The sequence below is a fragment of the Enterobacter sp. SGAir0187 genome (genome assembly GCF_002952735.2).
Lineage (GTDB): Bacteria > Pseudomonadota > Gammaproteobacteria > Enterobacterales > Enterobacteriaceae > Enterobacter > Enterobacter quasiroggenkampii.
Genome location: NZ_CP025034.2, coordinates 4,122,951 through 4,145,499, shown reverse-complemented (window position 1 = coordinate 4,145,499; position 22,549 = coordinate 4,122,951). Strand labels below are relative to the sequence as shown.

At 56.0% G+C, this 22,549-nt stretch carries 20 protein-coding genes; 8 read left to right on the top strand and 12 right to left on the bottom strand.

Going from position 1 to position 22,549, the window contains the following annotated elements; all coding sequences use genetic code 11:
* Window positions 1–127: 127 nt before the first annotated feature.
* Window positions 128–2,425, bottom strand: coding sequence for a beta-glucosidase BglX (gene bglX, locus CWR52_RS19910; protein ID WP_048028242.1), 2,298 nt, complete (start codon window positions 2,423–2,425; stop codon window positions 128–130).
* Between the two features lie 189 nt (window positions 2,426–2,614).
* On the opposite strand from bglX, the gene dld reads away from it, so the two are divergent.
* Both dld and CWR52_RS19900 read left to right on the top strand, forming a co-directional pair.
* Complete coding sequence (dld, locus tag CWR52_RS19905; protein WP_104950516.1) at window positions 2,615–4,363, top strand: D-lactate dehydrogenase; 1,749 nt, start codon at window positions 2,615–2,617, stop codon at window positions 4,361–4,363.
* 112 nt (window positions 4,364–4,475) lie between these two features.
* The gene (locus tag CWR52_RS19900; RefSeq protein WP_104950515.1) at window positions 4,476–5,030 is read left to right on the top strand and encodes a GNAT family N-acetyltransferase; all 555 of its coding nucleotides are present in this window, start codon (window positions 4,476–4,478) and stop codon (window positions 5,028–5,030) included.
* 96 nt (window positions 5,031–5,126) lie between these two features.
* On the opposite strand, the gene pbpG is transcribed toward CWR52_RS19900, so the two are convergent.
* A complete protein-coding gene (pbpG, locus tag CWR52_RS19895; RefSeq protein ID WP_045908667.1) occupies window positions 5,127–6,050 on the bottom strand; it encodes a D-alanyl-D-alanine endopeptidase in 924 nt (307 codons plus the stop codon).
* A gap of 167 nt (window positions 6,051–6,217) precedes the next feature.
* On the bottom strand, window positions 6,218–6,805 hold the full coding sequence (locus tag CWR52_RS19890; RefSeq protein WP_023312454.1) for a Yip1 family protein: 588 nt from the start codon (window positions 6,803–6,805) through the stop codon (window positions 6,218–6,220).
* 157 nt (window positions 6,806–6,962) lie between these two features.
* Between CWR52_RS19890 and CWR52_RS19885 the strand changes: the two genes are divergently transcribed.
* Window positions 6,963–7,535: a DedA family protein gene (locus tag CWR52_RS19885; protein WP_008500905.1), complete on the top strand. Its 573-nt coding sequence runs from the start codon at window positions 6,963–6,965 to the stop codon at window positions 7,533–7,535.
* An 86-nt stretch (window positions 7,536–7,621) separates the two neighbouring features.
* Here CWR52_RS19885 and CWR52_RS19880 read toward each other — a convergent pair whose 3' ends face one another.
* The 3 genes from CWR52_RS19880 to dusC form a co-directional block, all read right to left on the bottom strand.
* The gene (locus CWR52_RS19880) at window positions 7,622–8,386 is read right to left on the bottom strand and encodes an SDR family oxidoreductase (RefSeq protein ID WP_104950514.1); all 765 of its coding nucleotides are present in this window, start codon (window positions 8,384–8,386) and stop codon (window positions 7,622–7,624) included.
* Window positions 8,387–8,436: 50 nt separating this feature from the next.
* Window positions 8,437–9,855 (bottom strand): multidrug resistance outer membrane protein MdtQ, encoded by a 1,419-nt coding sequence (mdtQ, locus tag CWR52_RS19875; RefSeq protein ID WP_104950513.1) that lies wholly within the window; start codon window positions 9,853–9,855, stop codon window positions 8,437–8,439.
* A 128-nt stretch (window positions 9,856–9,983) separates the two neighbouring features.
* On the bottom strand, window positions 9,984–10,916 hold the full coding sequence (dusC, locus tag CWR52_RS19870; RefSeq protein WP_104950512.1) for a tRNA dihydrouridine(16) synthase DusC: 933 nt from the start codon (window positions 10,914–10,916) through the stop codon (window positions 9,984–9,986).
* Between the two features lie 167 nt (window positions 10,917–11,083).
* Between dusC and CWR52_RS19865 the strand changes: the two genes are divergently transcribed.
* From CWR52_RS19865 to CWR52_RS19845, 5 genes are all read left to right on the top strand, one after another.
* The gene (locus CWR52_RS19865) at window positions 11,084–11,479 is read left to right on the top strand and encodes a CidA/LrgA family protein (RefSeq protein ID WP_014884558.1); all 396 of its coding nucleotides are present in this window, start codon (window positions 11,084–11,086) and stop codon (window positions 11,477–11,479) included.
* Entirely contained in the window at window positions 11,476–12,171 is a 696-nt protein-coding gene (locus tag CWR52_RS19860) for a CidB/LrgB family autolysis modulator (protein WP_024908161.1), read from the top strand. Before CWR52_RS19865 ends, CWR52_RS19860 begins: the two co-directional genes overlap by 4 nt.
* Before the next feature lie 129 nt (window positions 12,172–12,300).
* Window positions 12,301–13,185 (top strand): cytidine deaminase, encoded by an 885-nt coding sequence (cdd, locus tag CWR52_RS19855; protein ID WP_046091540.1) that lies wholly within the window; start codon window positions 12,301–12,303, stop codon window positions 13,183–13,185.
* A 127-nt stretch (window positions 13,186–13,312) separates the two neighbouring features.
* Complete coding sequence (sanA, locus tag CWR52_RS19850; protein ID WP_008500918.1) at window positions 13,313–14,029, top strand: outer membrane permeability protein SanA; 717 nt, start codon at window positions 13,313–13,315, stop codon at window positions 14,027–14,029.
* Between the two features lie 124 nt (window positions 14,030–14,153).
* Complete coding sequence (locus tag CWR52_RS19845; protein ID WP_104950953.1) at window positions 14,154–15,542, top strand: glutamine synthetase family protein; 1,389 nt, start codon at window positions 14,154–14,156, stop codon at window positions 15,540–15,542.
* 49 nt (window positions 15,543–15,591) lie between these two features.
* Here the strand turns inward: CWR52_RS19845 and mglC are convergent, their stop codons facing one another.
* The 6 genes from mglC to folE all read right to left on the bottom strand — a co-directional run bounded on the left by mglC (window position 15,592) and on the right by folE (window position 22,535).
* Window positions 15,592–16,602: a galactose/methyl galactoside ABC transporter permease MglC gene (gene mglC, locus CWR52_RS19840; protein ID WP_008500921.1), complete on the bottom strand. Its 1,011-nt coding sequence runs from the start codon at window positions 16,600–16,602 to the stop codon at window positions 15,592–15,594.
* Window positions 16,603–16,617: 15 nt separating this feature from the next.
* Window positions 16,618–18,138: a galactose/methyl galactoside ABC transporter ATP-binding protein MglA gene (gene mglA / locus CWR52_RS19835; protein WP_104950511.1), complete on the bottom strand. Its 1,521-nt coding sequence runs from the start codon at window positions 18,136–18,138 to the stop codon at window positions 16,618–16,620.
* A 79-nt stretch (window positions 18,139–18,217) separates the two neighbouring features.
* Window positions 18,218–19,216: a galactose/glucose ABC transporter substrate-binding protein MglB gene (gene mglB, locus CWR52_RS19830; protein WP_008500923.1), complete on the bottom strand. Its 999-nt coding sequence runs from the start codon at window positions 19,214–19,216 to the stop codon at window positions 18,218–18,220.
* A gap of 295 nt (window positions 19,217–19,511) precedes the next feature.
* Window positions 19,512–20,534 carry an HTH-type transcriptional regulator GalS gene (gene galS / locus CWR52_RS19825; protein ID WP_032675202.1) on the bottom strand — a complete coding sequence of 341 codons (1,023 nt, stop codon included), beginning with the start codon at window positions 20,532–20,534 and terminating at the stop codon, window positions 19,512–19,514.
* Between the two features lie 155 nt (window positions 20,535–20,689).
* Window positions 20,690–21,847 (bottom strand): DUF418 domain-containing protein YeiB, encoded by a 1,158-nt coding sequence (gene yeiB, locus CWR52_RS19820; protein WP_104950510.1) that lies wholly within the window; start codon window positions 21,845–21,847, stop codon window positions 20,690–20,692.
* A 19-nt stretch (window positions 21,848–21,866) separates the two neighbouring features.
* Window positions 21,867–22,535 (bottom strand): GTP cyclohydrolase I FolE, encoded by a 669-nt coding sequence (gene folE, locus CWR52_RS19815; RefSeq protein ID WP_008500927.1) that lies wholly within the window; start codon window positions 22,533–22,535, stop codon window positions 21,867–21,869.
* Window positions 22,536–22,549 lie beyond the last annotated feature (14 nt).

The following is a 22,549-nucleotide window of genomic DNA, read 5'->3' as shown; positions in this document are numbered from 1 at the left end:
GCTGCCTTTTTCAGAGGCTTGAGAGAAAAGCGTAGCTTAAAACGGCGGAATTAACCGTCAAAATGCCTTTTTAGCATAAGGTAAGACGCCTCCCCCGCAGGACGGGGGGAGGCAAAGGAGGGAAAGGTTACAGCAGCTCGAACTCGCCTTTATTCACGCGGGCGGAGTCCACACCGATAAAGACGTTAAATTTGCCCGGTTCCGCATCATATTTCATCTGCTGGTTCCAGAACTTCAGCGCATCTACGTCGATCGGGAAGCTGATGGTTTTGGTTTCCCCCGGCTTCAGGTTGACCTTCTCAAAACCGCGCAGCTGTTTCACCGGACGGCTCATCGACGCGGTGACATCCTGAACGTACATCTGAATCACTGTTGCCCCTTCACGCTTGCCGGTGTTGGTCACCTCAACGCTGGCGGTGACGTTGCCGTCACGCTTCAGGCTCGGCGACGACATTTTGACGTCAGAAACCTTGAAGGTGGTGTAGCTCAGGCCGTAACCAAACGGATACAGCGGGCCGTTAGCTTCGTCGAAGTAGCGAGAGGTGTACTTGTTCGGCTTGTCGGCGTTGTACGGGCGACCGGTATTCAGGTGGCTGTAGTAGACCGGGATCTGCCCAACGGAGCGCGGGAAGGACATCGGCAGCTTGCCCGACGGGTTGTAATCGCCAAACAGCACGTCGGCGATGGCGTTACCGCCTTCGGTACCGGCGAACCAGGTTTCCAGGATGGCGTCAGCCTGCTGGTCTTCTTTCACCAGCGCCAGCGGACGACCGTTCATCAGCACCAGCACCAGCGGCTTGCCGGTGGCTTTCAGGGCGGCGATCAGATCGCGCTGGCTCTGTGGAATGGTGATATCGGTCCGGCTGGAGGCCTCGTGTGCCATACCCTGCGCTTCCCCCACGACCGCGACAACGACGTCAGACTGCTTCGCGGCGTTCACCGCCTCGTCAATCATCTCCTTCGGCGTGCGCGGATCGACCTTGACCGCTTCCTCATACTGGTTGAGGAAGGTCACGATGTCTTTATCGTTGGTAACGTTCGCCCCTTTGGCGTAAACCACTTTGGCGTTTTCACCGACGGCACTCTTGATACCGGTCAGCACGGTCACCGACTGGTCCGCCACGCCCGCGGCAGACCAGCTGCCCATCACGTCGCGCTTGCTGTCGGCCAGCGGCCCCACCACGGCAATGGTGCCGGATTTTTTCAGCGGCAGCGTGTCGAGGCGGTTTTTCAGCAGCACCAGGCTTTCGCGCGCCACGTCACGCGCTTCTTTGCGGTGCAGGCGGCTTTCAGCATTGGTATCTGCCGGGTCAGACTCTTTCGGCCCCAGGTGGCTGTACGGATCGTTAAACAGCCCCATGTCGTATTTGACGTTCAGCACGTGACGGGTGGCATCGTCCAGCTCCGCCATCGTCACCTTGCCGCTCTTCACCAGCCCCGGCAGGTATTTGCTGTAATACTCGTCGCTCATGCTCATGTTGATGCCGGACTTGAGCGCGACGCGCACCGCGTCTTCCGGGTCGGAGGCGGTACCGTGTTTGATCAGCTCTTTAATCGCGCCGTGGTCGGAAACGGTGATGCCCTTAAAGCCCCACTGGTCGCGCAGCACGTCTTTCAGCAGCCAGGAATCAGAGGTCGCAGGCGTGCCGTTCAGCGAGTTCAGCGCTACCATCACCGCGCCGCTGCCCGCATCCAGACCGGCCTTGTACGGCGGCATGTAGTCGTTGAACAGGCGCTGCGGGCTCATGTCGACGGTGTTGTACTCTTTACCGCCCTCCACCGCGCCGTAGGCCGCAAAGTGCTTGACGCTGGTCATCACCGAGTAGCGGTCCGCCGGGCTTTTGCCCTGCATCGCTTCCACCATGGTTTTACCCATCGTGGAGGTTAAATACGTATCTTCACCAAAGCCTTCCGAGCCGCGGCCCCAGCGCGGATCGCGCGAGACGTCCACCATAGGCGCCCAGGTCATGTTCAGGCCGTCGTCCGCCGCTTCATAAGCCGACACGCGCCCGACGGTTTTCACCGCGTCGAGGTTAAAGGAGGAGGCTAAGCCGAGGCTGATGGGGAAGACGGTACGCTGGCCGTGCACCACGTCATAGGCAAAGAACAACGGAATTTTCAGGCGGCTGAGATCCATCACCTGGTCCTGCATCTTGCGGATATCCTGACGGGTGACGGTATTAAAGATGGCCCCTACCTGGCCGTCTTTGATCATCTCGCGGATGGCCTCTTTCGGGTTATCCGGGCCGACGCTGATCAGACGCAGCTGGCCGATTTTCTCATCGACCGTCATTTTCTTGAGCAATTCCGTGACAAACGCATCCCGCGCTTCAGGCGTGAGCGGGTGATTGCCAAACAAATCCTCTGCCAGCGCAGGTTGCAGCGCCAGGCTGACGGCGACACCTACAGAACATAGCCATTTCATGTCGTTTTACTCTCTCATCAATAACCGCCGGACGATCTCGGCCATACCGTGCGAAAAGCGCAGTGTGCCACAAACCCTCCGATCGTTGCAGGGTTATTCTCTGATTTTTCTCGTGAATACTCGACCGCTTAACAGTTAATCGCGCTATGCTTTACAGCGAGAAATTTGCCCCACCACAAGGAGTGGAAGATGTCTTCTGTTCGAACTGACGATAACAAAACATTTATTAACGAACTGTCGCGCCTGGTTGGCTCCTCTCACCTGCTTACCGACCCGGCTAAAACCGCCCGCTACCGCAAGGGCTTCCGCTCCGGTCAGGGCGAGGCGCTGGCAGTGGTCTTCCCCGGTACGCTGCTGGAGCTGTGGCGCGTGCTGAGCGCCTGCGTCGCCGCCGACAAGATTATTTTAATGCAGGCCGCCAATACCGGCCTGACCGAAGGCTCCACGCCGAACGGCAACGATTACGATCGCGACATCGTGATTATCAGCACCCTGCGCCTCGACAAGCTGCACCTGCTGGACAAAGGCGAGCAGGTGCTCGCGTTCCCCGGCACCACGCTTTACTCCCTCGAAAAAGCGCTTAAGCCGCTGGGTCGTGAGCCGCACTCTGTGATTGGCTCCTCCTGTATTGGCGCCTCGGTGGTCGGCGGGATCTGCAATAACTCCGGCGGCTCGCTGGTGCAGCGCGGCCCCGCCTACACCGAGATGTCGCTGTTTGCCCGTATTGACGAAAACGGCAAGCTGACGCTGGTGAACCATCTGGGGATCGATCTCGGCGTGACGCCGGAACAGATCCTCAGCAAGCTCGACGACGATCGCGTGAAGGACGAAGACGTTCAGCACGACGGCCGCCATGCGCACGACCATGACTACGTGACCCGGGTGCGGGATATCAACGCTGACACCCCGGCGCGCTATAACGCCGACCCGGATCGCCTGTTTGAATCCTCCGGCTGCGCGGGCAAGCTGGCCGTTTTTGCGGTGCGTCTCGACACGTTCCCGGCAGAGAAAAAGCAGCAGGTATTTTACATCGGCACCAACCAGCCTGAGGTTCTGACGGAGATCCGTCGTCATATTCTGGGCGAATTCACTCATCTGCCGGTGGCGGGCGAGTACATGCACCGGGACATTTACGACATCGCCGAGCGCTACGGCAAAGACACGTTCCTGATGATCGACAAGCTGGGCACCGACAAAATGCCGTTCTTCTTTACCATGAAGGGCCGCACCGACGCGATGCTGGAGAAAGTGTCGCTGTTCAAACCCCACTTCACCGACCGCTTTATGCAGAAGCTGGGCAACGTTTTCCCGGCGCATTTACCGGAGAGGATGAAAACCTGGCGCGACAAGTACGAGCATCACCTGCTGCTGAAAATGGCCGGAGACGGGATCGCCGAAGCGCAGGCCTGGCTGAGCGAGTTCTTCAAAACCGCCGAAGGGGATTTCTTTGCCTGTACGCCTGAAGAGGGCAGCAAAGCGTTTCTGCACCGCTTTGCCGCCGCTGGTGCCGCCATCCGATATCAGGCGGTGCATTCCGAAGAGGTGGAAGATATTCTGGCGCTGGATATCGCCCTGCGGCGTAACGACACCGAGTGGTTTGAACACCTGCCGCCGGAAATCGACAGCAAGCTGGTGCACAAGCTCTATTACGGCCACTTTATGTGCTATGTCTTCCATCAGGATTACATCGTCAAGAAAGGGGTCGATGCACACGAACTGAAAGAGCAGATGCTCGCCCTTCTGCGTGAACGTGGCGCACAATATCCTGCGGAACACAACGTCGGACATCTTTATAAAGCCCCTGACGCACTTAAGCAGTTTTATCGCAAGAATGACCCTACAAACAGCATGAATCCCGGTATCGGTAAAACAACGCGGAAGAAATACTGGAAAGAGAGCGCAGACGCGGAGCAGCGCATAACGCAAACGTCTGATTAATTCCTACAGCCAAATTTGAGAGATTGTTAAGCGCTCCTTAATCGTAATAGAGTAAATGCTCATCGCCGGAGAAACGTTTCTCCGGCATTCGATAACGAGGAGCAGGCACATCATGTCGGCTATTGATGTTTTATCCGAGACCGAGCTGGAAGTGCGCGATGCCCTTCCCGATGATGTGCATGCCATTGCCGCGATCTATGCCTGGCATGTACTTCACGGGCGCGCGTCATTTGAAGAAGTCCCCCCGACCATTGACGAAATGCGCCAACGTATGAAAAACGTGGCTGAGAACGGTTTACCGTGGCTTATCGCGCTGTATCGCGGCATCGTGGTGGGCTACTGCTATGCCACCCCTTACCGACCGCGACATGCCTACCGCTATACCCTGGAAGAGTCGATTTACGTGGATGCCAGCATCACTGGGCGCGGTTTTGGCACGGCACTGATGGATGCGCTGATTGAACGCTGCGAGCAAGGGCCGTGGCGGCAGATGATTGCCGTAGTGGGAGATGGCAATAACAATGCCGGTTCGTTACGCCTGCATAAAAAACATGGTTTCGTGATTGTCGGTCAGCTGCGCAGCGTAGGCTATAAGAAAGGAGACTGGCGGGATACGGTGATTATGCAGCGCCCGCTCAACGACGGTGACTGGACGCTGCCGGAATAAACGCAGTGCGGTCTGGTGCCCTCACCCCGGCCCTCTCCCACAGGGAGAGGGAGAAAACATAAAAAACGGTAACATGCGTTACCGTTTTGCTTTTACCTAATCGTTCTGCGCCGTCGCCATCTGCTCGGCTTTCTGCTTTTTATACGTCAATGCGGCGGCCGGAACGGGCTGCACTTTTCCTGTTTCAATCCAGGTACGCAGGCGGCTCGCATCCGCAAAGTGCGTGTATTTGCCGAAGGCATCCATCACCACCAGCGCCACCGGCTTACCGTTAAACACCGTGCGCATCACCAGACAGTGTCCTGCCGCGTTGGTAAAACCGGTTTTCGTTAACTGAATATTCCAGTTATCGCGGTAAACCAGATGGTTAGTATTGCGGAACGGCAGCGTATAGGCTGGGTTCGCAAAGGTCGCCATCTCTTCACGGGTGGTACTGAGCTGACCAATCAGCGGGTACTGTTTGCTGGCAATCAGCAGTTTCGTCAGATCGCGCGCCGTGGAGACGTTGTTGATCGACAGCCCCGTCGGTTCAACATAGTGCGTATTGTTCATCCCCAGCGCTTTGGCTTTGGCGTTCATCGCGCGGATAAAGGCGTCGTAGCCGCCAGGATAGTGGTGCGCCAGGCTCGCCGCCGCGCGGTTTTCAGACGACATCAGCGCCAGCAGCAGCATATTCTTACGGCTGATCTCACTGTTCAGGCGCACGCGGGAGTAGATCCCCTTCATCTCCGGCGTGTGGCTGATATCCACTTTCAGTTTTTCGTCCAGCGGCAGATGGGCATCAAGCACCACCATCGCGGTCATTAATTTGGTAATTGAGGCGATCGGTCGCACCAGATCCGGATGGCTGGCGTAAATCACCTTATTGGTGTTGAGATCGACAATCATCGCGCTGCCGGAAGCAATTTGCGGCTGAGCAGCGGTAGCAGTCACCGCGGGCGTTTTGGCGACGGCCGGCACGGCAGCGGACGCACCCAGCAACAGCGCCAGGCTAAGTAAAGAGACTCGGAATTTCAGCATGGTGAGACTTCTGATAATTATTCACGCACGTCATGACGTACACCGCCTGGGTCGACGGATAAACTCAGGCTGGCTTCGGCATCATAGCCGTCAGCGGGCGTTGTCGCCAGAGGATAATCGTGAACAGATGCTGCATTGCTGGCATTTACGCCAGCAATGCAGTGTGTTTAGAAGAGACGGTATCCATAACCCCAAAGAATCACCGTCAGCGCCAGTAGCGCCTCCAGCACCAGCACCCCGATGGCAAGCGTTGAACTGGAGAAGCTCAGGCCCTCTTCTTTATTGATATTCAGGAAGGTTGGAACCCCCAGATACAGCAGATAACCGGTGTAAAAGAGGGCAATAGTACCGATCAGCGCGCACAGCCAGACCAGTGGATAGAGCGCAACAATACCGCTTAAGAACAGCGGGGTTGCGACATACCCGGCAAAGACCATACAGTGCGCCAGCGATGGACGTTGCGGATAGTTACGCGCCATCCAGTGAATGACCCGCCCCATGACCGCCACGCCCGCCAGCATCAGGCCATAAAAGACGATGGCCAGATAGAGTCCGGTAAACCAGGAAAGCTGAACCACAGTGCCGTCACCGAAGTTCCAGCCGATTTGTGTCGTTCCGATAAAAGCGCATATTACCGGCACCGCAGCCATCAGCAGCACGTGGTGCGTGTAATGATGCGAGACCGTTTCGTTCTCACTTTTAATGACATGCATTTCACGATCGGGATGGGAGAAAAGTCCCCAGACATGGTTCATAGCGCCCCCTTGTTGTCGGCCCGTCAGCGATACCTTAAGTATAATGCAGGCTTTAGATTATTTTATGTACAGTGGGAAATTTCCGTTGATTTCCCCGCCGTTGATTCAAGGGGTATATGATTAAACGAGGCACGCAGAGGGAGAAAACCGTTACGTAATGGATATTAACGCACTCATTGAGCAATATGGCTATGCCGCGCTGGTGATCGGTAGCGTGGCAGAAGGTGAAACCATCACGCTGTTAGGGGGCGTCGCCGCGCATCAGGGGTTACTGAAGTTCCCGCTGGTTGTTGCCGCGGTCGCGCTGGGCGGGATGATAGGCGATCAGCTGCTCTACTTTCTGGGGCTGCGCTTTGGACCAACGCTGCTTAAGCGTTTCGCAAAGCATCAGAAGAAAATCCGCCGCGCTCAGCGGCTCATTCAACGTCATCCCTATCTGTTCGTCATTGGCACGCGCTTTATGTATGGCTTTCGCATTATCGGGCCGATACTGATTGGCGCAAGCCATCTGCCGCCCAAAATTTTTCTGCCGCTCAATATTGTGGGCGCGATTGCCTGGGCGCTGATCTTTACGACGCTCGGTTATGTAGGGGGCGAAGTGATTGCGCCCTGGCTGCATAATCTCGACCAGCACCTGAAGCACTGGGCATGGTTGATTCTGGTGGTCGTGGCGGTGATTGCGGTCAGGCTGTGGCTGAAGCATCGGGAAAAGACGCGGGATGAGGAGTAGCCGGGTGCGGCCTGATGCCCTCACCCTAACCCTCTCCCACAGGGAGAGGGAACTAAAAACACCCTCTCTCACAGGGAGAGGGGAACCTACCCCTCCGGCTTAAACTGCGGGTTCGCCAGCATAAAGCCCTCGTCGACGATAAACGATTGCCCCGTTGTATAGCTGGCGTCACTGTCACACAGCCACGCCACCAGGCTGGCAATCTCTTTCGTATGGCCCGGCCTTGCCAGCGGGATTTCCGGCATTGAACCCTCCTTCACTTCGCTGTCGTCCATGTCGTTCATCGGCGTGGCAATGGCACCCGGCGCGACGGCGTTCACCAGAATGTTGTGCTTCACCAGCTCCATCGCCATGGATTTGGTTAACCCGCCGAGCGCGTGTTTCGCCGCCGTATAGGCGCTGGCCTCCGGCAGGGGAGTGTGTTCATGTACCGAGGTGATGTTCACAATCCGCCCCCCTTCCCCCTGCTTCACCATCTGCCTTGCGGCTATCTGTGAACAGAGAAACGCCCCGTCCACGTCGACGGTGAAAATGTTTCGCCAGTCGTCAAACGGCATCTCGAGGAACGGCGCTTTGGTCATCGCCCCTGCATTATTAACCAGCACGTCCAGCCGGCCAAAACGCGCAATCAGCGTCTCTATTGCCTCAGCGCCTTCCGGCAGGGTGCTTAAATCAAGATGGACAGCCTCCGCGCGCTGCCCCTGCGCTTCGACTTCACGGCAGGTTTCCAGCGCCCCTTTCTCATCCGAGTGCCAGGTGACGCCAATATCAAACCCGCGCTCAGCCAGCATCAGGGCCGTGGTTTTCCCAATCCCGGAATCCGATGCGGTCACAATCGCTACTCTGGTCATACTCACCTCCTGAAAAACTGCAAAGAGGTAAGTATAGTTAATGACCTTTTTTAGCCATGATGATAGCCACCGCCCAGCGCCGAGGTCAGCTGCAGGGTAGCGTCGACATATTGCCCCTTCAGCAGCACGCCTTCGAGGTGCTCTTTGAGGGCCGGTATTCTGGCTTCACTGACCCGGGAGCCCGCAATAATCCCCGCGCTGAAACGCGCCTGAGCCAGCGCCACGACCCGTGCCGCATCTTTTTCAACCTGCTGCTGATGGCGGTTCTTCGCCATTAGCGTTTCGACTTCGCTGGCCGTGCGTGCCACCTGATTGACGGCCTCCACTACCGCTTTGTTGTAGTTGGCAACCGAGAGATTGTTCTGCGCCTGGGCGATATCCAGGCTGGCGTTCAGCCTGCCGCTGTCAAAAATTGGCAGCGTCAACCCGGCGGTCACGCCCATCTGCTGCGCGGATGAACGGAACAGATCGCTCAGGTGGAGGGCATCCTGCTGTAAGAACGCCATCAGGTTCACGTCAGGATAGAACGCTGCTCTGGCGGCCTCCACCTCGCTCATGGAGGCGTCGATATACCAGTGCGCCTCCTGAAGATCCGGGCGGCGTGCCAGCAGTTCATAGCCGAGCGTCGACGGTAACGAGGCTTCCACCGTCGGCAAGGCGTGCCGCGTCAGCTTCACGGAGGGGGCGTTGGTCAGCGCGACCAGGCGTGCCTCTATGGCTTTCATCTTCCCGTTGACCCCGGCCAACTGCTCTTCGGTTTTGCTGGCGTTGATGTCCGTTTCGACGCCCTCCACGGAGGAGGTGATGCCGTGTTGATAGAGCTCGCGGTCGGCGCCGATAATATTGTCCTGCTCATGTTTGATCTGCGCGAGGACCTCCCCCACGGCGGCCTGCGTTTGCCATTCCCAGTAAAGCCGCGCCACGCTGCTGGCCAGCAGCTGACGGGTCTGCTCCAGCTCCGCTTTTTGCGCATTCACTTTGCCTATCCGGGCTTCGACCTGCGCGCGATTTTTTCCCCACAGATCGAGATCCCAGCCTGCGGTCAGGCCAAAGGTGCCGTTGGTGTACCACGGCCCGGTGGTCCCTGCCGCCGGGTCGGTAATGGCAAAGGGCCCCATCAGCCCTTCGGCGGACATTTTTTGGCGTTCAGCATCCGCTGAAAAATCGATCTGTGGACCGTCGGCAGCCATAGCCGCTTTGGCCTGGGCTTCAGCGAGCGTAATGCGCTGACGGGCAATCTGCATATCCGGCGCATCGCTTAATGCTTTCGCAATAAGCCCGTTAAGTTCCGGATCGTTATATGCTTTCCACCACTCATTTTTCGGCCAGTCCTGATGAGCCAGAACCGTATTTACCGACGCCGCCGTGGTTTGCGTTTTAATGGGAGATACCGTGGCATGTTCAGGCGCGCAGGCAGCCAGAATAAATGCAAAGGGAACACTCAGAGATAAAATAAAAGAACGTTTCATTACGCCATACACTCAAAAAATAAAGGCGCAAATTACGCTTGATTCTCTTTATTTTTTTAGTAATGCGTGGCAATGCGTAAATTGTTATACATTTACATAATCAGAAAATTATTCACCAAATGAATAAATTACTTTGACTGAATAACCCGGGCAATATCAGCCGACGTCTGTAAAGTACGAATCTCCTGAAATAACTCCAGCGCTTCATCGTACTCTTTGCGTAAATAACTCAGCCACTGCTTAATTCGCGCGACGTGATACAAACCGGTGTCGCCCTGCTTTTCCAGACGGCTGTATTTTTGCAGCAGCGTGACGACGTCTGCCCACGGCATCCGCGGTTCGTTATATTTCACCACCCGGCTGAGGTTCGGCACATTCAGCGCGCCGCGGCCGATCATTACCGCATCGCAGCCGGTGGCCTGCAGACAGGCCTGCGCGCTATCGTAGTCCCAGATTTCGCCGTTGGCGATCACCGGAATGGTGAGGCGTTTGCGGATCTCACCGATCGCCTGCCAGTTAATGCGATCGGCTTTGTAGCCATCTTCTTTGGTACGGCCATGCACCACCAGCTCGGTGGCTCCGGCCTGCTGCACCGCATCGGCGATCTCGAACTGGCGGGCATCGCTGTCCCATCCCAGGCGAACCTTAACCGTCACCGGCAAATGCGAAGGCACGGCCTCGCGCATGGCTTTCGCGCCGCGATAAATCAGCTCAGGATCCTTCAGCAACGTCGCTCCGCCGCCGCTGCCGTTCACCAGCTTAGACGGACAGCCGCAGTTGAGATCTACCCCGTAAGAGCCCAGATCAACCGCGCGGGCGGCGTTTTCCGCCAGCCATTCCGGATACTGGCCGAGGAGCTGAATACGCACCAGCGTGCCGGAAGAGGTGCGGCTCTGGTTGTGCAGCTCGGGGCAAAGCCGGAAGAAGGATTTTACCGGCAACAGCATATCGACCACGCGCAGGAACTCCGTCACGCAGAGATCGTAGTCGTTCACCTCGGTCAGAAGCTCGCGCACGAGGGAGTCGAGCACGCCTTCCATTGGGGCCAGTAAAACACGCATAGCAGTACCTGTAAAAAAAGACGCGCTATAGTATCTGCTCTGTCTGTGTGTGGAAAGCACGACGTTCCATTCCGGAATGTCTGGTATGCTCAAAATTCATGATGTGATCCGTGGCACATTTTTAGGTTTAATTGTATGATGAATGCGTTTCAGTAAGGACTATCACCATGAGCAAATCATTGAACATTATCTGGCAATATCTGCGCGCATTCGTCCTGATTTACGCCTGCCTGTATGCCGGGATTTTCATCGCGTCGCTGCTGCCCATCACCATTCCCGGCAGCATTATCGGCATGCTGATCCTCTTCGTGCTGCTGGCGCTGCAAATCCTGCCTGCAAAGTGGGTCAATCCCGGCTGCTTCGTCCTCATTCGCTATATGGCGCTGCTTTTCGTGCCTATCGGCGTGGGTGTCATGCAGTATTTTGATTTGCTCAAAGCCCAGTTCGGCCCGATTGTTGTCTCCTGCGCGGTGAGTACGCTGGTGGTTTTCCTGGTGGTGAGCTGGAGTTCACATCTGGTGCATGGCGAACGTAACGTGATTGGGGAGAAAACAAAAAAATGATGGCCAATATCTGGTGGTCCCTGCCGCTCACCCTGGCAGTGTTCTTCGCCGCACGCAAGCTTGCCGCGCGTTTCAAAATGCCCTTGCTGAACCCCCTGCTGGTGGCAATGGTGGTCATTATTCCGTTCCTGCTGCTCACCGGCATTCCTTACGAACGCTACTTTGCCGGCAGCAAAATCTTAAACGACCTGCTGCAGCCCGCCGTTGTGGCGCTTGCCTTTCCTTTATACGAGCAGCTGCACCAGATCCGCGCCCGCTGGAAATCCATCATTACCATCTGCTTTGTCGGCAGCCTGGTGGCAATGATCACCGGCACGTCGGTGGCGCTGCTGATGGGGGCCTCGCCGCAAATTGCCGCCTCTATTTTGCCTAAATCGGTGACCACGCCTATCGCGATGGCTGTTGGGGGCAGCCTCGGCGGCATTCCGGCCATCAGCGCGATGTGCGTCATTTTCGTCGGTATTCTCGGCGCGGTGTTTGGCCACACCCTGCTGAACGCGATGCGTATTCATACTAAAGCGGCACGCGGGCTGTCGATGGGCACCGCCTCGCACGCGCTGGGCACGGCCCGCTGCGCGGAGCTGGATTATCAGGAAGGAGCGTTTAGCTCCCTGGCGCTGGTGATCTGCGGGATTATCACCTCCCTGCTGGCCCCGTTCATTTTCCCGCTGATTCTGGCAGTGATGGGCTGAAATTTGCGATGCGTCGCGCAAATTTCATTTTGATTTCATAAGTTGCATACATAATGAGAAGTGGATCACATATAAAGCCCTGACGGCTCCGTAAACTACCGATCCATTAACCTTTATGAGGCAAACGCCATGCACCCACGTTTTCAAGCTGCTTTCGCCCAGCTTGCAGAGAATTTGCAGTCAGCCCTTGCTCCCGTTCTGGCAGATGCGCACTTCCCCGCCCTGCTGACCGCGGAGCAGGTCACGATGCTGAAACAGGCAACGGGACTGGACGAAGACGCGCTGGCTTTCGCACTGCTTCCTCTGGCTGCCGCCTGCGCGCGGGCCGATCTCTCCCACTTCAACGTCGGGGCCATTGCACGCGGCGTCAGCGGCACCTGGTACTTCGGCGGCAACATGGAGTTCCTGGGCGCAACCATGCAGCAAACCGTGCACGCCGAGCAGAGCGCCATCAGTCACGCCTGGCTGCGCGGTGAAAAAGCGCTGAGCGCGATTACCGTTAACTACACTCCGTGCGGCCACTGCCGTCAGTTTATGAACGAGCTGAACAGCGGGCTGCAGCTGCGCATCAATCTGCCAGGCCGCGCGCCGCACACGCTGGCAGATTACTTGCCTGACGCGTTTGGCCCAAAAGATCTGGAGATCAAAACCCTGCTGATGGACGAGCAGAACCACGGTTTCGCCCTGTCCGGCGATGACCTGAGCCAGGCGGCGATTGCCGCCGCCAACAAGAGCCACACGCCGTACAGCAAGTCCCCGAGCGGCGTGGCGCTGCAGTGCCGCGATGGCCGAATCTTCACCGGCAGCTATGCGGAAAACGCCGCGTTTAACCCAACGCTGCCGCCGTTGCAGGGCGCACTCAACCTGCTGAGCCTGAACGGCTATGATTATCCTGACATTCAGCGCGCCATTCTGGCTGAAATTGCCGATGCGCCGCTGATTCAGTGGGATGCCACTGCCGCAACGCTCAAAGCGCTGGGCTGTACGACGATTGACCGCGTACTGCTGGCGTGATCCTTCCGGCGGGCAGAAATGCCCGCCAGTTTGCTGAAAAACCCCTCAGTTGAGTCGCTGTTTCTTGCGCTAACCAGGCGGGTAAAGTAGCCTGAGTTAAATTTCACCTTCGGTACGAGCCATCTGCATGTTAAAGCGCGTTTTTTACAGCCTGTCTGTCCTGGTCGGCATACTGCTGTTGATCGTGCTCGGTCTCGACCGCTGGATGAGCTGGAAAACCGCCCCCTACATCTTTGATGACCTGCAGGACCTGCCCTATCGTCAGGTTGGCGTGGTGCTCGGCACCGCCAAGTATTACCGCACCGGCGTCATCAACCAGTATTACCGTTACCGCATCCAGGGCGCGCTGAACGCCTACAACAGCGGCAAGGTGAACTATCTGCTGCTGAGCGGCGATAACGCGCTGCAAAGCTACAATGAACCGGTGACGATGCGTAAGGACCTGATTGCCGCGGGCGTGGATCCTGCCGATATCGTGCTCGACTACGCCGGGTTCCGCACCCTGGACTCCATCGTCCGCACGCGCAAAGTCTTCGACACCAACGACTTCATCATCATCACCCAGCGCTTCCACTGCGAGCGCGCGCTGTTTATTGCCCTGCATATGGGTATTCAGGCGCAGTGTTACGCGGTGCCGTCGCCAAAAGATATGCTGAGCGTGCGCGTGCGCGAGTTCGGCGCCCGCTTTGGTGCCCTGGCCGATCTGTATATCTTTAAGCGCGAACCGCGCTTTTTAGGCCCGCTGGTGCCGATTCCGGCGATGCACGAAGTGCCGGAAGACGCGCAGGGTTACCCGGCCGTCACGCCCGAGCAGCTGCTGGATATGCAGAAAAAAGAGAAATAACAGGGCCGCCTTTATACTTTCTTTACGCCGGGCCTGATGCTTTTTATCTCCCCTTTACGTCGGCTCTTTTAAGCTGAGTTCATTGCCGCTACGGCTTCATTGAAGAATGACTATGAACTCGATAATGAATGCGTTTTTCCTCAAAAGTCTCCGCCCATACTTTAACTTTCCCGGCTTATCACTCCCTGGCGCACTTAATTCTGGTCTCTGGCTGGATGAAAAAATTGACGCCCTGCAGCACAACGTTGCCGTGGAAGTGGCCGATTATCTGGAACGTTACCCGCAAACGAAACATGTAGACGTTTACCTGAACGATATCAACGGCACGATGCGCGGCAAGCGCCTCTCGGTAGAGAGCATGCTGAGCCTGGAAAAAGGCTGTTATTTTCCGCTTTCAGTCTACTCAATGGATCAGAAGGGAAACATCGCCGCCCCGCTTTATGATGAACCCGATCGACTGTGCGTCCCGGTCGCCGGCTCTTTGCGCCCCTGTCCGCAGGATCCGGAGCACAACGCGCAGATCCTGCTGACGATGAAAGACAGCGACGGTTACCCCTGCCCGCTTGAGCCGCGCGTGATACTGCAGAACGTCGTGGCCCGCTTCCACCAGCACGGTCTTTTCCCGGTCATTGCCCCGGAAATTGAGTTCTATCTGACGGGACAGGGCGAACGCGATCCGCAAAATCAGGGCTGTTTTCACATGGATACCTCGTCGGCGCATGCGGCGCTGTTTGACGAGCTGGAACAGCTGGCGCACCTGCAGCGCATCCCGCTGTCAGGGGTCGTAGCGGAAGCCGAGTCCGGTCAGTATGAATTAAACCTGAAGCACAGCCAGCGCGTCGTTGAGGTGTGCGATAACGTGCTGGCGCTGCGTCGCCTGACCCGCTATGTCGCTGAAAAGCACGGTCTTCAGGCCAACTTTATGGCTAAGCCTTTCAGCCAGCTGTCCGGCAGCGGTTTGCACATCCATTTCAGCCTGAACAACAGCCGTGGCGAAAACGTTTTTGCCTCGCCGGTGAACGCGCTGAGCAGCATGATGCGTTTGTGCATCGCGGGCCAGCTGGCGCTAATGCCCGCCTCCGTCGCCATTCTTGCGCCGGGGGTCAACGCGTTTCGTCGCCTGCGTAAAAACCTGACGGAACCCGTCTTTAACTCCTGGGGCTATAACACCCGCTCCGCCGCCTTGCGTATTCCCTGCTCGGATGAGAGTAACCGTCGTATCGAGTACCGGCTGGCCGGGGCCGATGCGAATCCGTATCTGGTGGCGGCCACTATCCTGACAGGCATGCTGTACGGGCTGGAACATATCGACGAGGGGGATCTCCCTGAGCCGCAGCACGACCAACCCGAACTGCCGCTGTTCCAGCAGGAGGCGATTGAGGCCTTTGCCCGCTGTCAGTATCTCACCGACAGCCTGGGCGATGCGTTTTCCGAACAGTGGGTCGCCTGCAAGCTTTCTGAACTCGACTGGTTTGAGCGCATTGTGACGCAGGAGGAGTCCCATCTGGCATAGGGCATAAAAAAGCCCGCTCGGTGAGCGGGCCGGGTATGGCGAGTAACGATTACTTCTTACGGGCGTACTTCAGTGAATCCAGCGCAACCGCGAAGATAATGATGGCGCCCTTGATGATGTACTGCCAGTACGGGTTCACGCCGATGTAGGTCAACCCGTAGTTGATGACGGTGAAGATAATCACACCGGTCACCACACCGAGCACCGTCCCCACACCGCCGCTGAAGGAGACGCCGCCCACCACGCAGGCTGCGATCGCATCCAGCTCGTACATGAAGCCAAGGTTGTTCGTTGCAGAGCCGATACGGCCCGCTTCCAGCATCCCGCCGAAGGCGTAGAACACCCCGGACAGGGCATAGATGATGAGCAGGTTCAGGGCAACGTTTACACCGGAGACTTTCGCCGCTTCCGGGTTACCGCCGATAGCGAAGATGTTTTTGCCAAAGCGCGTTTTGTTCCACAGGATCCATACGAAGGCGACCGCAATCAGCGCATAGAAGGTGATATACGACAGGCGGAAGCTGCCCAGCGCGATAAACCCTTGCGTAAAGGTCGAGAAGCCGCTGTCAAAGCCCGAGATGGGCGAAGCACCGACGAAGTCGTAGTACAGGGAGTTGATACCGTAAACGATGATCATCGTACCCAGGGTGGTGATAAATGGCGTCACGTTCAGGTAGGCGATGATGATACCGTTGATCAGACCAATCACCGCACCGATGGCGCAGACAATCAGGATCACCACGAAAATCGGCATGGTGGCCATTTCCGGGAAGACCTTGTTGGCGTTTTCCATCGACTGCAGCAGGGTTGCCGCGATAACCGCCGCCAGACCTACCTGACGCCCCGCGGAGAGGTCCGTCCCCTGGGTCACGATCAGGCCCGCCACGCCCAGCGCAATGATAATACGCACGGAGGACTGGGTCAGAATGTTACTCAGGTTCAGCAGGCTTAAGAACGTAGGGTCCTGGAAAATGATGATTGCCAGCAAGACTAAAAGAACAACGTAAATACCGCCTTCTTTCAGGTAAGTGAGAAAACTTTTTTTATTTAACGCACTCATGAGGAGCCCCTGATCTTAAAGGTGCAAAGACGCAAGACGCAAAATTTCATTTTGCGTTGTCGTTTTGGTGTCAACAATACCGGCGACGAGACCATTGCTCATAACCAGAATACGGTCCGTGATCCCTAACAATTCCGGCATTTCGGAAGAAATAATAATGATCCCTTTATTCTTTTTCGCCAGCTCGGCAATCAGCTGATAAATTTCAAACTTCGCGCCGACGTCAATACCGCGGGTCGGCTCATCCAGCATCAGAATTTCTGGCTGTGTTAATAACCAACGGCCAATAATGACTTTCTGCTGGTTACCGCCTGACAGCGAACCAATCTGGGTGCGGTGACCTGGCGTTTTCACGCGCATGGAGTCTATTACCCATTGGGTATCGCTCTTCATGCGGGAGTTATCCAGCAGCCCGACTTTGTTTTTGTAATTGCGAATGTTAGAAATTAACGAGTTAAAGTTAATATCCAGATAAGCATAAATACCGGTCGAACGACGTTCTTCCGTCACCAGCGCAAAACCGTTATTAATGGCTTCGTTGGCATTATGGTTGTTAATTTTCTTCCCGTGCAGCGTGATCGTGCCGTCGGCCTTCTCGCGAATGCCAAACAGGGTTTCTACGATGTCGGTACGCTTTGCCCCTACCAGGCCAGCAATGCCAAGAATTTCGCCTTTGTGAAGGTCGAAAGAAACATCGCGGATGGACGGCTGGCGCAGCGAGGTCAGATTGCGCACTTCCAGGATGACTTCACCCGGCTTGTTTTCTTTGTCCGGGAAGCGCTGGTTCAGGGAACGACCGACCATCATGGCGATGATCTTGTCCATGTCCAGCCCTTCCAGCGGCTGCGTGGCAATCCACTGGCCGTCGCGCAGGATGGTGATCTCATCGCACAGCTGGAAGATCTCTTCCATTTTGTGGGAGATGTACACAATGCCGCAGCCGCGTTCTTTCAGCTTACGAATAATGGTAAAAAGGTGGTTAACCTCTTTTTCCGTTAATGACGATGTCGGTTCGTCCATGATGACGATTTTCGCATCATAGGAGAACGCTTTGGCAATTTCGATCATCTGCATCTGGGAGACGGATAATGTTCCCACGCGGGCGCGCGGATCGATATCAATATCCAGCTCGTCGAAAATCGCCTTGGTGTCGCGATACATTTTATCCTGATCGACAAAGACACCTTTGGTGGGATAACGCCCCAACCACATGTTATCCATGACTGAACGCTGCAGCACCAGGTTTAATTCCTGGTGAACCATCGAGATACCGTTTTCCAGTGCTTCTTTCGCTGAATGGAAATCGATCTCTTTCCCCTGAAAAAGAATGCTGCCAGAATCTTTTTGATAGATCCCAAAAAGACATTTTAATAATGTTGATTTACCCGCACCGTTCTCCCCCATTAAGGCATGAATAGAGTGAGGACGCACTTTTAAATTAACATTATCGAGTGCCTTAACGCCGGGAAATGACTTGTTGATACCGCTCATTTCCAACAGGTATTCACCGGATGACTGAGTTGTTGTGCTGACCATAATTATACCTTGTTGGCCTCGCATATCGCGTTATAAAAGGGCGCAACGAATTGCGCCCAGTGGAGACAGTACCGCTTACTTATTTACCGATAAACTCAGCCAGGTTGGACTGGTCTACGCCCACGTAAGGTACGCGAACAATTTTGTTGTCAATTTTCCAGTTGGTGCCATCTGCCGCACCTTTGCCATCGGCCAGGTTTTTCGCCAGATCGAAGGTGGCTTTCGCCTGGTTGTTGGCATCGTTCAGCACGGTACCGGCCATCGCACCGGATTTAACCAGCGCCAGCGCTTCTGGCAGCGCATCCACACCGAATACCGGGATAGAGGATTTGTTGTGTGCTTTCAGCGCTTCTACCGCACCCATTGCCATCGCATCGTTGTTGGCGATAACCACTTCGATTTTGTTGGCGTTAGGGCCGGACAGCCACGCGTCCATCTTATCTTTCGCCTGAGCGGTATCCCACATCGCGGTATCTAACGCCAGCTGCTGGGTTTTCAGGCCCTTGTCGTTCAGCTCTTTGATAACGTAGGTGGTACGCGCTTCAGCATCCGGGTGGCCAGGTTCGCCTTTCAGCAGCACGAACTGAATCTGACCGTCTTTGTTCAGGTCCCAGTTCGGGTTCGCCGCCCAGTGTTTCGCGATCAGATCGCCCTGAATAATGCCGGACTCTTTGGAGTCGGTACCGACGTAATACGCTTTGTCATAGCTGTCCAGCGCTTTACGGGAAGGTTCTTTGTTGAAGAAGACGATTGGCACGTTCTGGCCGCGCGCTTTCTCAATAACCGTGCCTGCTGCAGCCGGGTCAACCAGGTTGATCGCCAGGGCCTTAACGCCTTTCGCCAGCAGAACGTCGATCTGGTCGTTCTGTTTGGACTGGTCATTCTGGGAGTCGTTCATCAGCAGCTGAACGTCTGGCGCTGCTTTCGCATCTTTCTCAATCGCTTTACGCACAACAGACATGAAGTTGTCGTCGTATTTATAGATGGTCACACCAATACGGGTATCCGCAGCGTGCGCTGCTGCACCAAAAAGCATGCTTGCCATTACAGCAGACAGGGTCAACACCTTCTTATTCATGGTATCTCCGGTTTTTTTTATGCAGGGTAGTTCTTGTGAATAACGAGCGGCGGGCAGATGTTAATAAAACGTTACTGACAGCCGAGGTTCACTTATAAAATTTCTCTCTTCCGTGTTCGGTAACGCTCCAGAAATGCGTTTTATTCGTTGTTTGCGGCACATTGGCTATAGTGAAAGTGAATAATCACTGTTACATAGCGTTTCAGCCCCTAAAACGCTGACATCATAGTCAGCGCCTTGTTAAGATACTGTGAATTTACTCACAGATTGAAAACGGTTACATCACCACATGTAATCAGTTAGTGATCGGAACCACAGTTTGCCGTGCCGCGACGGAGTGGCGACGCACTAAAGTCGGCATGAAACAGTGTGTTGCCCCCGGATCCAGCATGCCAGCAGCCCCCTGTAACGCCAGCTCAGTCGCCAGTTTCGCCATAGAGGCAATGGGGTAACGCACGGTTGTCAGCTGCGGGTCGGTGTAACGGGCAATCGGGATATCATCAAAACCAATGAGTGATAAATGCTGTGGCACCGCAATGCCGTTATCCTTCAGCGCCGTCAGGGCGCCTGCCGCCATGCTGTCGTTATAGGCAAACACCGCAGACAGCTGCAGATTGCGGCCCAGCAGCTCCACCATCGCCGCTTCACCGCCCTGCATGTCCGGCGTGCCGGTGCCCACCCAGCTTTCGGATGGCGTAATGCCGTGCTCTTTCAGGGCATTTTGCCACCCCTCGCGCCGCAGTTCGTCATCTTCAATCTGATGGCTGGAGGCCAGATAACCGATCCGCTGATGCCCGTTGTTGATGAGCATTTTCGTGGCCATCATGGCGCCGCTAACGTTATCCAGCCCGACGCAGCGGTGGGCATAGCCGGGGACGATGCGGTTGATCAGCACCATGCCCGGGATCTGCTCCATCAATCCGGTTAGCTCTTCATCGCTTAAGGCTTTTGAATGGACAATCAAGGCGTTACAGCGCTGGCGGATCAGCACTTCAATGGCATGACGTTCTTTTTCCGCCTCATGATAGCTATTGCCGATCAGGACATATTTCTGATGCTGCTGGGCGACCATATCGACCGCTTTCACCAGTGCGCCAAAAAAGGCATCTGAGACATCCATCACCACCACGCCGATGGTGTCGCTGACCTGCGTCGCAAGCGCCTGGGCATTGGCATTTGGCCGGTAACCGAGTTGGGTCACGGCCTTCATTACGGTTTCACGGGTTTCAGGGCTGACCAGCGCGCTATTGTTGAGCACGCGTGAGACGGTAGCCACAGAAACGCCCGCCTGACGGGCGACGTCACGAATGGTGATCATATTCACCATCCTTCAAAGGATTGCAGCAACTCACAGACACCCCCTGTGTTTAGCAAGGTGGCTATTTTGGCAGCGAGAGAAAGGGGACTACGTGAAGAAGCTCACAGTCATGAAAACGCTTACATCCGTTTTGTTAATGATTGTGATCCAGATCGTTATCTGGATGTATTTTTCAATGATATCCCTGAAGCACGTGCAGTTAACTGACGCCATACCCACTCCAGTGGTCCCTGGCGGAAATAGCGTAGCCAGAGCACAGAAAACGCCAGGTTTACTGCCCAGACCGGAATAACAAACGCCAGCAGCGTAAGGCGGTCGAATTTCATAAACAGGCCAAAGCGATAGAAAAGCGTGGTGCAGAGAAGCGTTTGCAGGAGGTAATTGCTTAACGCCATGCGGCCCACGCAGGCGATAGCGCTGACGATCCACAGGCGGGAAAGCGTTGGCCAGAAGCCATAGATCAGCGCCGCGTAGCCGATGGTCTGGAACGGTGCGCTCAGTTCGCGCGGCACCTGGAGCAGGAACGCGCACCAGCGGTAATCCCAGTGGATGTGCCACTGCGTAATGACCGCCGGGAGGTTAATCAACACGCCGAGCAGCACCAGCCCCACACCCGTTCGCCGATAGTGACGCAGGCTGAACTCCCCTTTCAGCCAGCCGGTGCGCATCAGTGACGCGCCCATCAGCATCATACCCGCCAGCTGCCAGCCGTATTGCGCGCCCAGCGCAAGGAGGTTGTCCCCCAGCATATCCGCGCGGTTGCTTATCGCTTCCGTACCGCCTTTTAGCTTCCAGAACTGCTCGTACTGCAGGTTAGCAGCATCCGGGATCCAGGCACGGTTTGTCGTCTCGCCGGAGATCATCCCCAGCAGCAACAGCACTACAAGCCCCATGACATAGAGCATCACCCCGGTGTTGAACAGGCTTTTAACGCTGTGCGCATCGCGAATGAGGCGCCAGCAGATGAGCCCGACTAACCCATAGGCAAGAAGAATATCGCCGTCCCAGAAGAACAGGCCATGGATAAAGCCGAGGATAACCAGCAGCGTCAGGCGCGACTGGATCCAGCGCGTGCCGCGTTTGAGGAGAAGCTGCAGGCCTGCGCCAAACAGCAGGGCAAAGAGCGTGAGGAATTTGACCTGCGCAAAGAGATCGAGGATTGCCCAGGTCCAGGCATCACTGCGGGTGATGTCGCCATACCACGCGGGATTGAGATACGCCGCCTTCGGCAAACCGAAGGCGGCGATATTAAGCAGCAGGATACCGAGAATGGCGACGCCGCGAACAAAATCGAGCGTGACGTTTCGCTCCATGGTCCCTGCCCTGTAAGACTTAGTTGTGGTGACGTACGGCGCGCAGGAACTCCTGGCGGGTATTCTGGCTCGATTTAAACAGACCGCCCAGCGAGGTTGTGGTGGTCGCACTGGTGGCATCGCGCACGCCGCGCGCTTTCACGCAGTAGTGAACCGCGTCGATAGAGACGGCCACGTTATTGGTGCCCAGCAGCGTTTGCAGCGCGGTCAGGATCTGCTGGGTCAGGCGCTCCTGCACCTGCGGACGCTGAGCGAAGAACTGCACGATGCGGTTGATCTTCGACAGGCCAATCACCGTGTCTTTAGGGATATACGCCACGGTCGCTTTACCGTCGATGGTCACGAAATGGTGTTCGCAGGTGCTGGTCAGCGTGATATCGCGAACCGTCACCATCTCATCCACTTTCATCTTGTTTTCAATGACGGTGATTTTCGGGAAGTTGGCGTAATCCAGACCCGAGAAAATTTCGTCGACGTACATTTTCGCGATGCGGTGCGGCGTCTCCATCAGACTGTCGTCACTCAGATCGAGATTCAGCAGCTCCATGATGTCGGTCATATGACCGGCAATCAGACGCTTGCGGGTTTCATTGTCCAAGTCCTGTACGGGCGGACGCAGTGGCGTTTCAAGACCGCGCGCAACCAGGGCTTCGTGGACCAGGGCAGCTTCTTTACTGAGTGATGACATTTTGTTCTCCTGCA

Bases quoted from the DNA above. Each gene is read 5' to 3' on its own strand.
- bglX (WP_048028242.1), bottom strand. From the start codon at position 2,425: ATGAAATGGCTATGTTCTGTAGGTGTCGCCGTCAGCCTGGCGCTGCAA.
- dld (WP_104950516.1), top strand. From the start codon at position 2,615: ATGTCTTCTGTTCGAACTGACGATAACAAAACATTTATTAACGAACTG.
- CWR52_RS19900 (WP_104950515.1), top strand. From the start codon at position 4,476: ATGTCGGCTATTGATGTTTTATCCGAGACCGAGCTGGAAGTGCGCGAT.
- pbpG (WP_045908667.1), bottom strand. From the start codon at position 6,050: ATGCTGAAATTCCGAGTCTCTTTACTTAGCCTGGCGCTGTTGCTGGGT.
- CWR52_RS19890 (WP_023312454.1), bottom strand. From the start codon at position 6,805: ATGAACCATGTCTGGGGACTTTTCTCCCATCCCGATCGTGAAATGCAT.
- CWR52_RS19885 (WP_008500905.1), top strand. From the start codon at position 6,963: ATGGATATTAACGCACTCATTGAGCAATATGGCTATGCCGCGCTGGTG.
- CWR52_RS19880 (WP_104950514.1), bottom strand. From the start codon at position 8,386: ATGACCAGAGTAGCGATTGTGACCGCATCGGATTCCGGGATTGGGAAA.
- mdtQ (WP_104950513.1), bottom strand. From the start codon at position 9,855: ATGAAACGTTCTTTTATTTTATCTCTGAGTGTTCCCTTTGCATTTATT.
- dusC (WP_104950512.1), bottom strand. From the start codon at position 10,916: ATGCGTGTTTTACTGGCCCCAATGGAAGGCGTGCTCGACTCCCTCGTG.
- CWR52_RS19865 (WP_014884558.1), top strand. From the start codon at position 11,084: ATGAGCAAATCATTGAACATTATCTGGCAATATCTGCGCGCATTCGTC.
- CWR52_RS19860 (WP_024908161.1), top strand. From the start codon at position 11,476: ATGATGGCCAATATCTGGTGGTCCCTGCCGCTCACCCTGGCAGTGTTC.
- cdd (WP_046091540.1), top strand. From the start codon at position 12,301: ATGCACCCACGTTTTCAAGCTGCTTTCGCCCAGCTTGCAGAGAATTTG.
- sanA (WP_008500918.1), top strand. From the start codon at position 13,313: ATGTTAAAGCGCGTTTTTTACAGCCTGTCTGTCCTGGTCGGCATACTG.
- CWR52_RS19845 (WP_104950953.1), top strand. From the start codon at position 14,154: ATGAATGCGTTTTTCCTCAAAAGTCTCCGCCCATACTTTAACTTTCCC.
- mglC (WP_008500921.1), bottom strand. From the start codon at position 16,602: ATGAGTGCGTTAAATAAAAAAAGTTTTCTCACTTACCTGAAAGAAGGC.
- mglA (WP_104950511.1), bottom strand. From the start codon at position 18,138: ATGGTCAGCACAACAACTCAGTCATCCGGTGAATACCTGTTGGAAATG.
- mglB (WP_008500923.1), bottom strand. From the start codon at position 19,216: ATGAATAAGAAGGTGTTGACCCTGTCTGCTGTAATGGCAAGCATGCTT.
- galS (WP_032675202.1), bottom strand. From the start codon at position 20,534: ATGATCACCATTCGTGACGTCGCCCGTCAGGCGGGCGTTTCTGTGGCT.
- yeiB (WP_104950510.1), bottom strand. From the start codon at position 21,847: ATGGAGCGAAACGTCACGCTCGATTTTGTTCGCGGCGTCGCCATTCTC.
- folE (WP_008500927.1), bottom strand. From the start codon at position 22,535: ATGTCATCACTCAGTAAAGAAGCTGCCCTGGTCCACGAAGCCCTGGTT.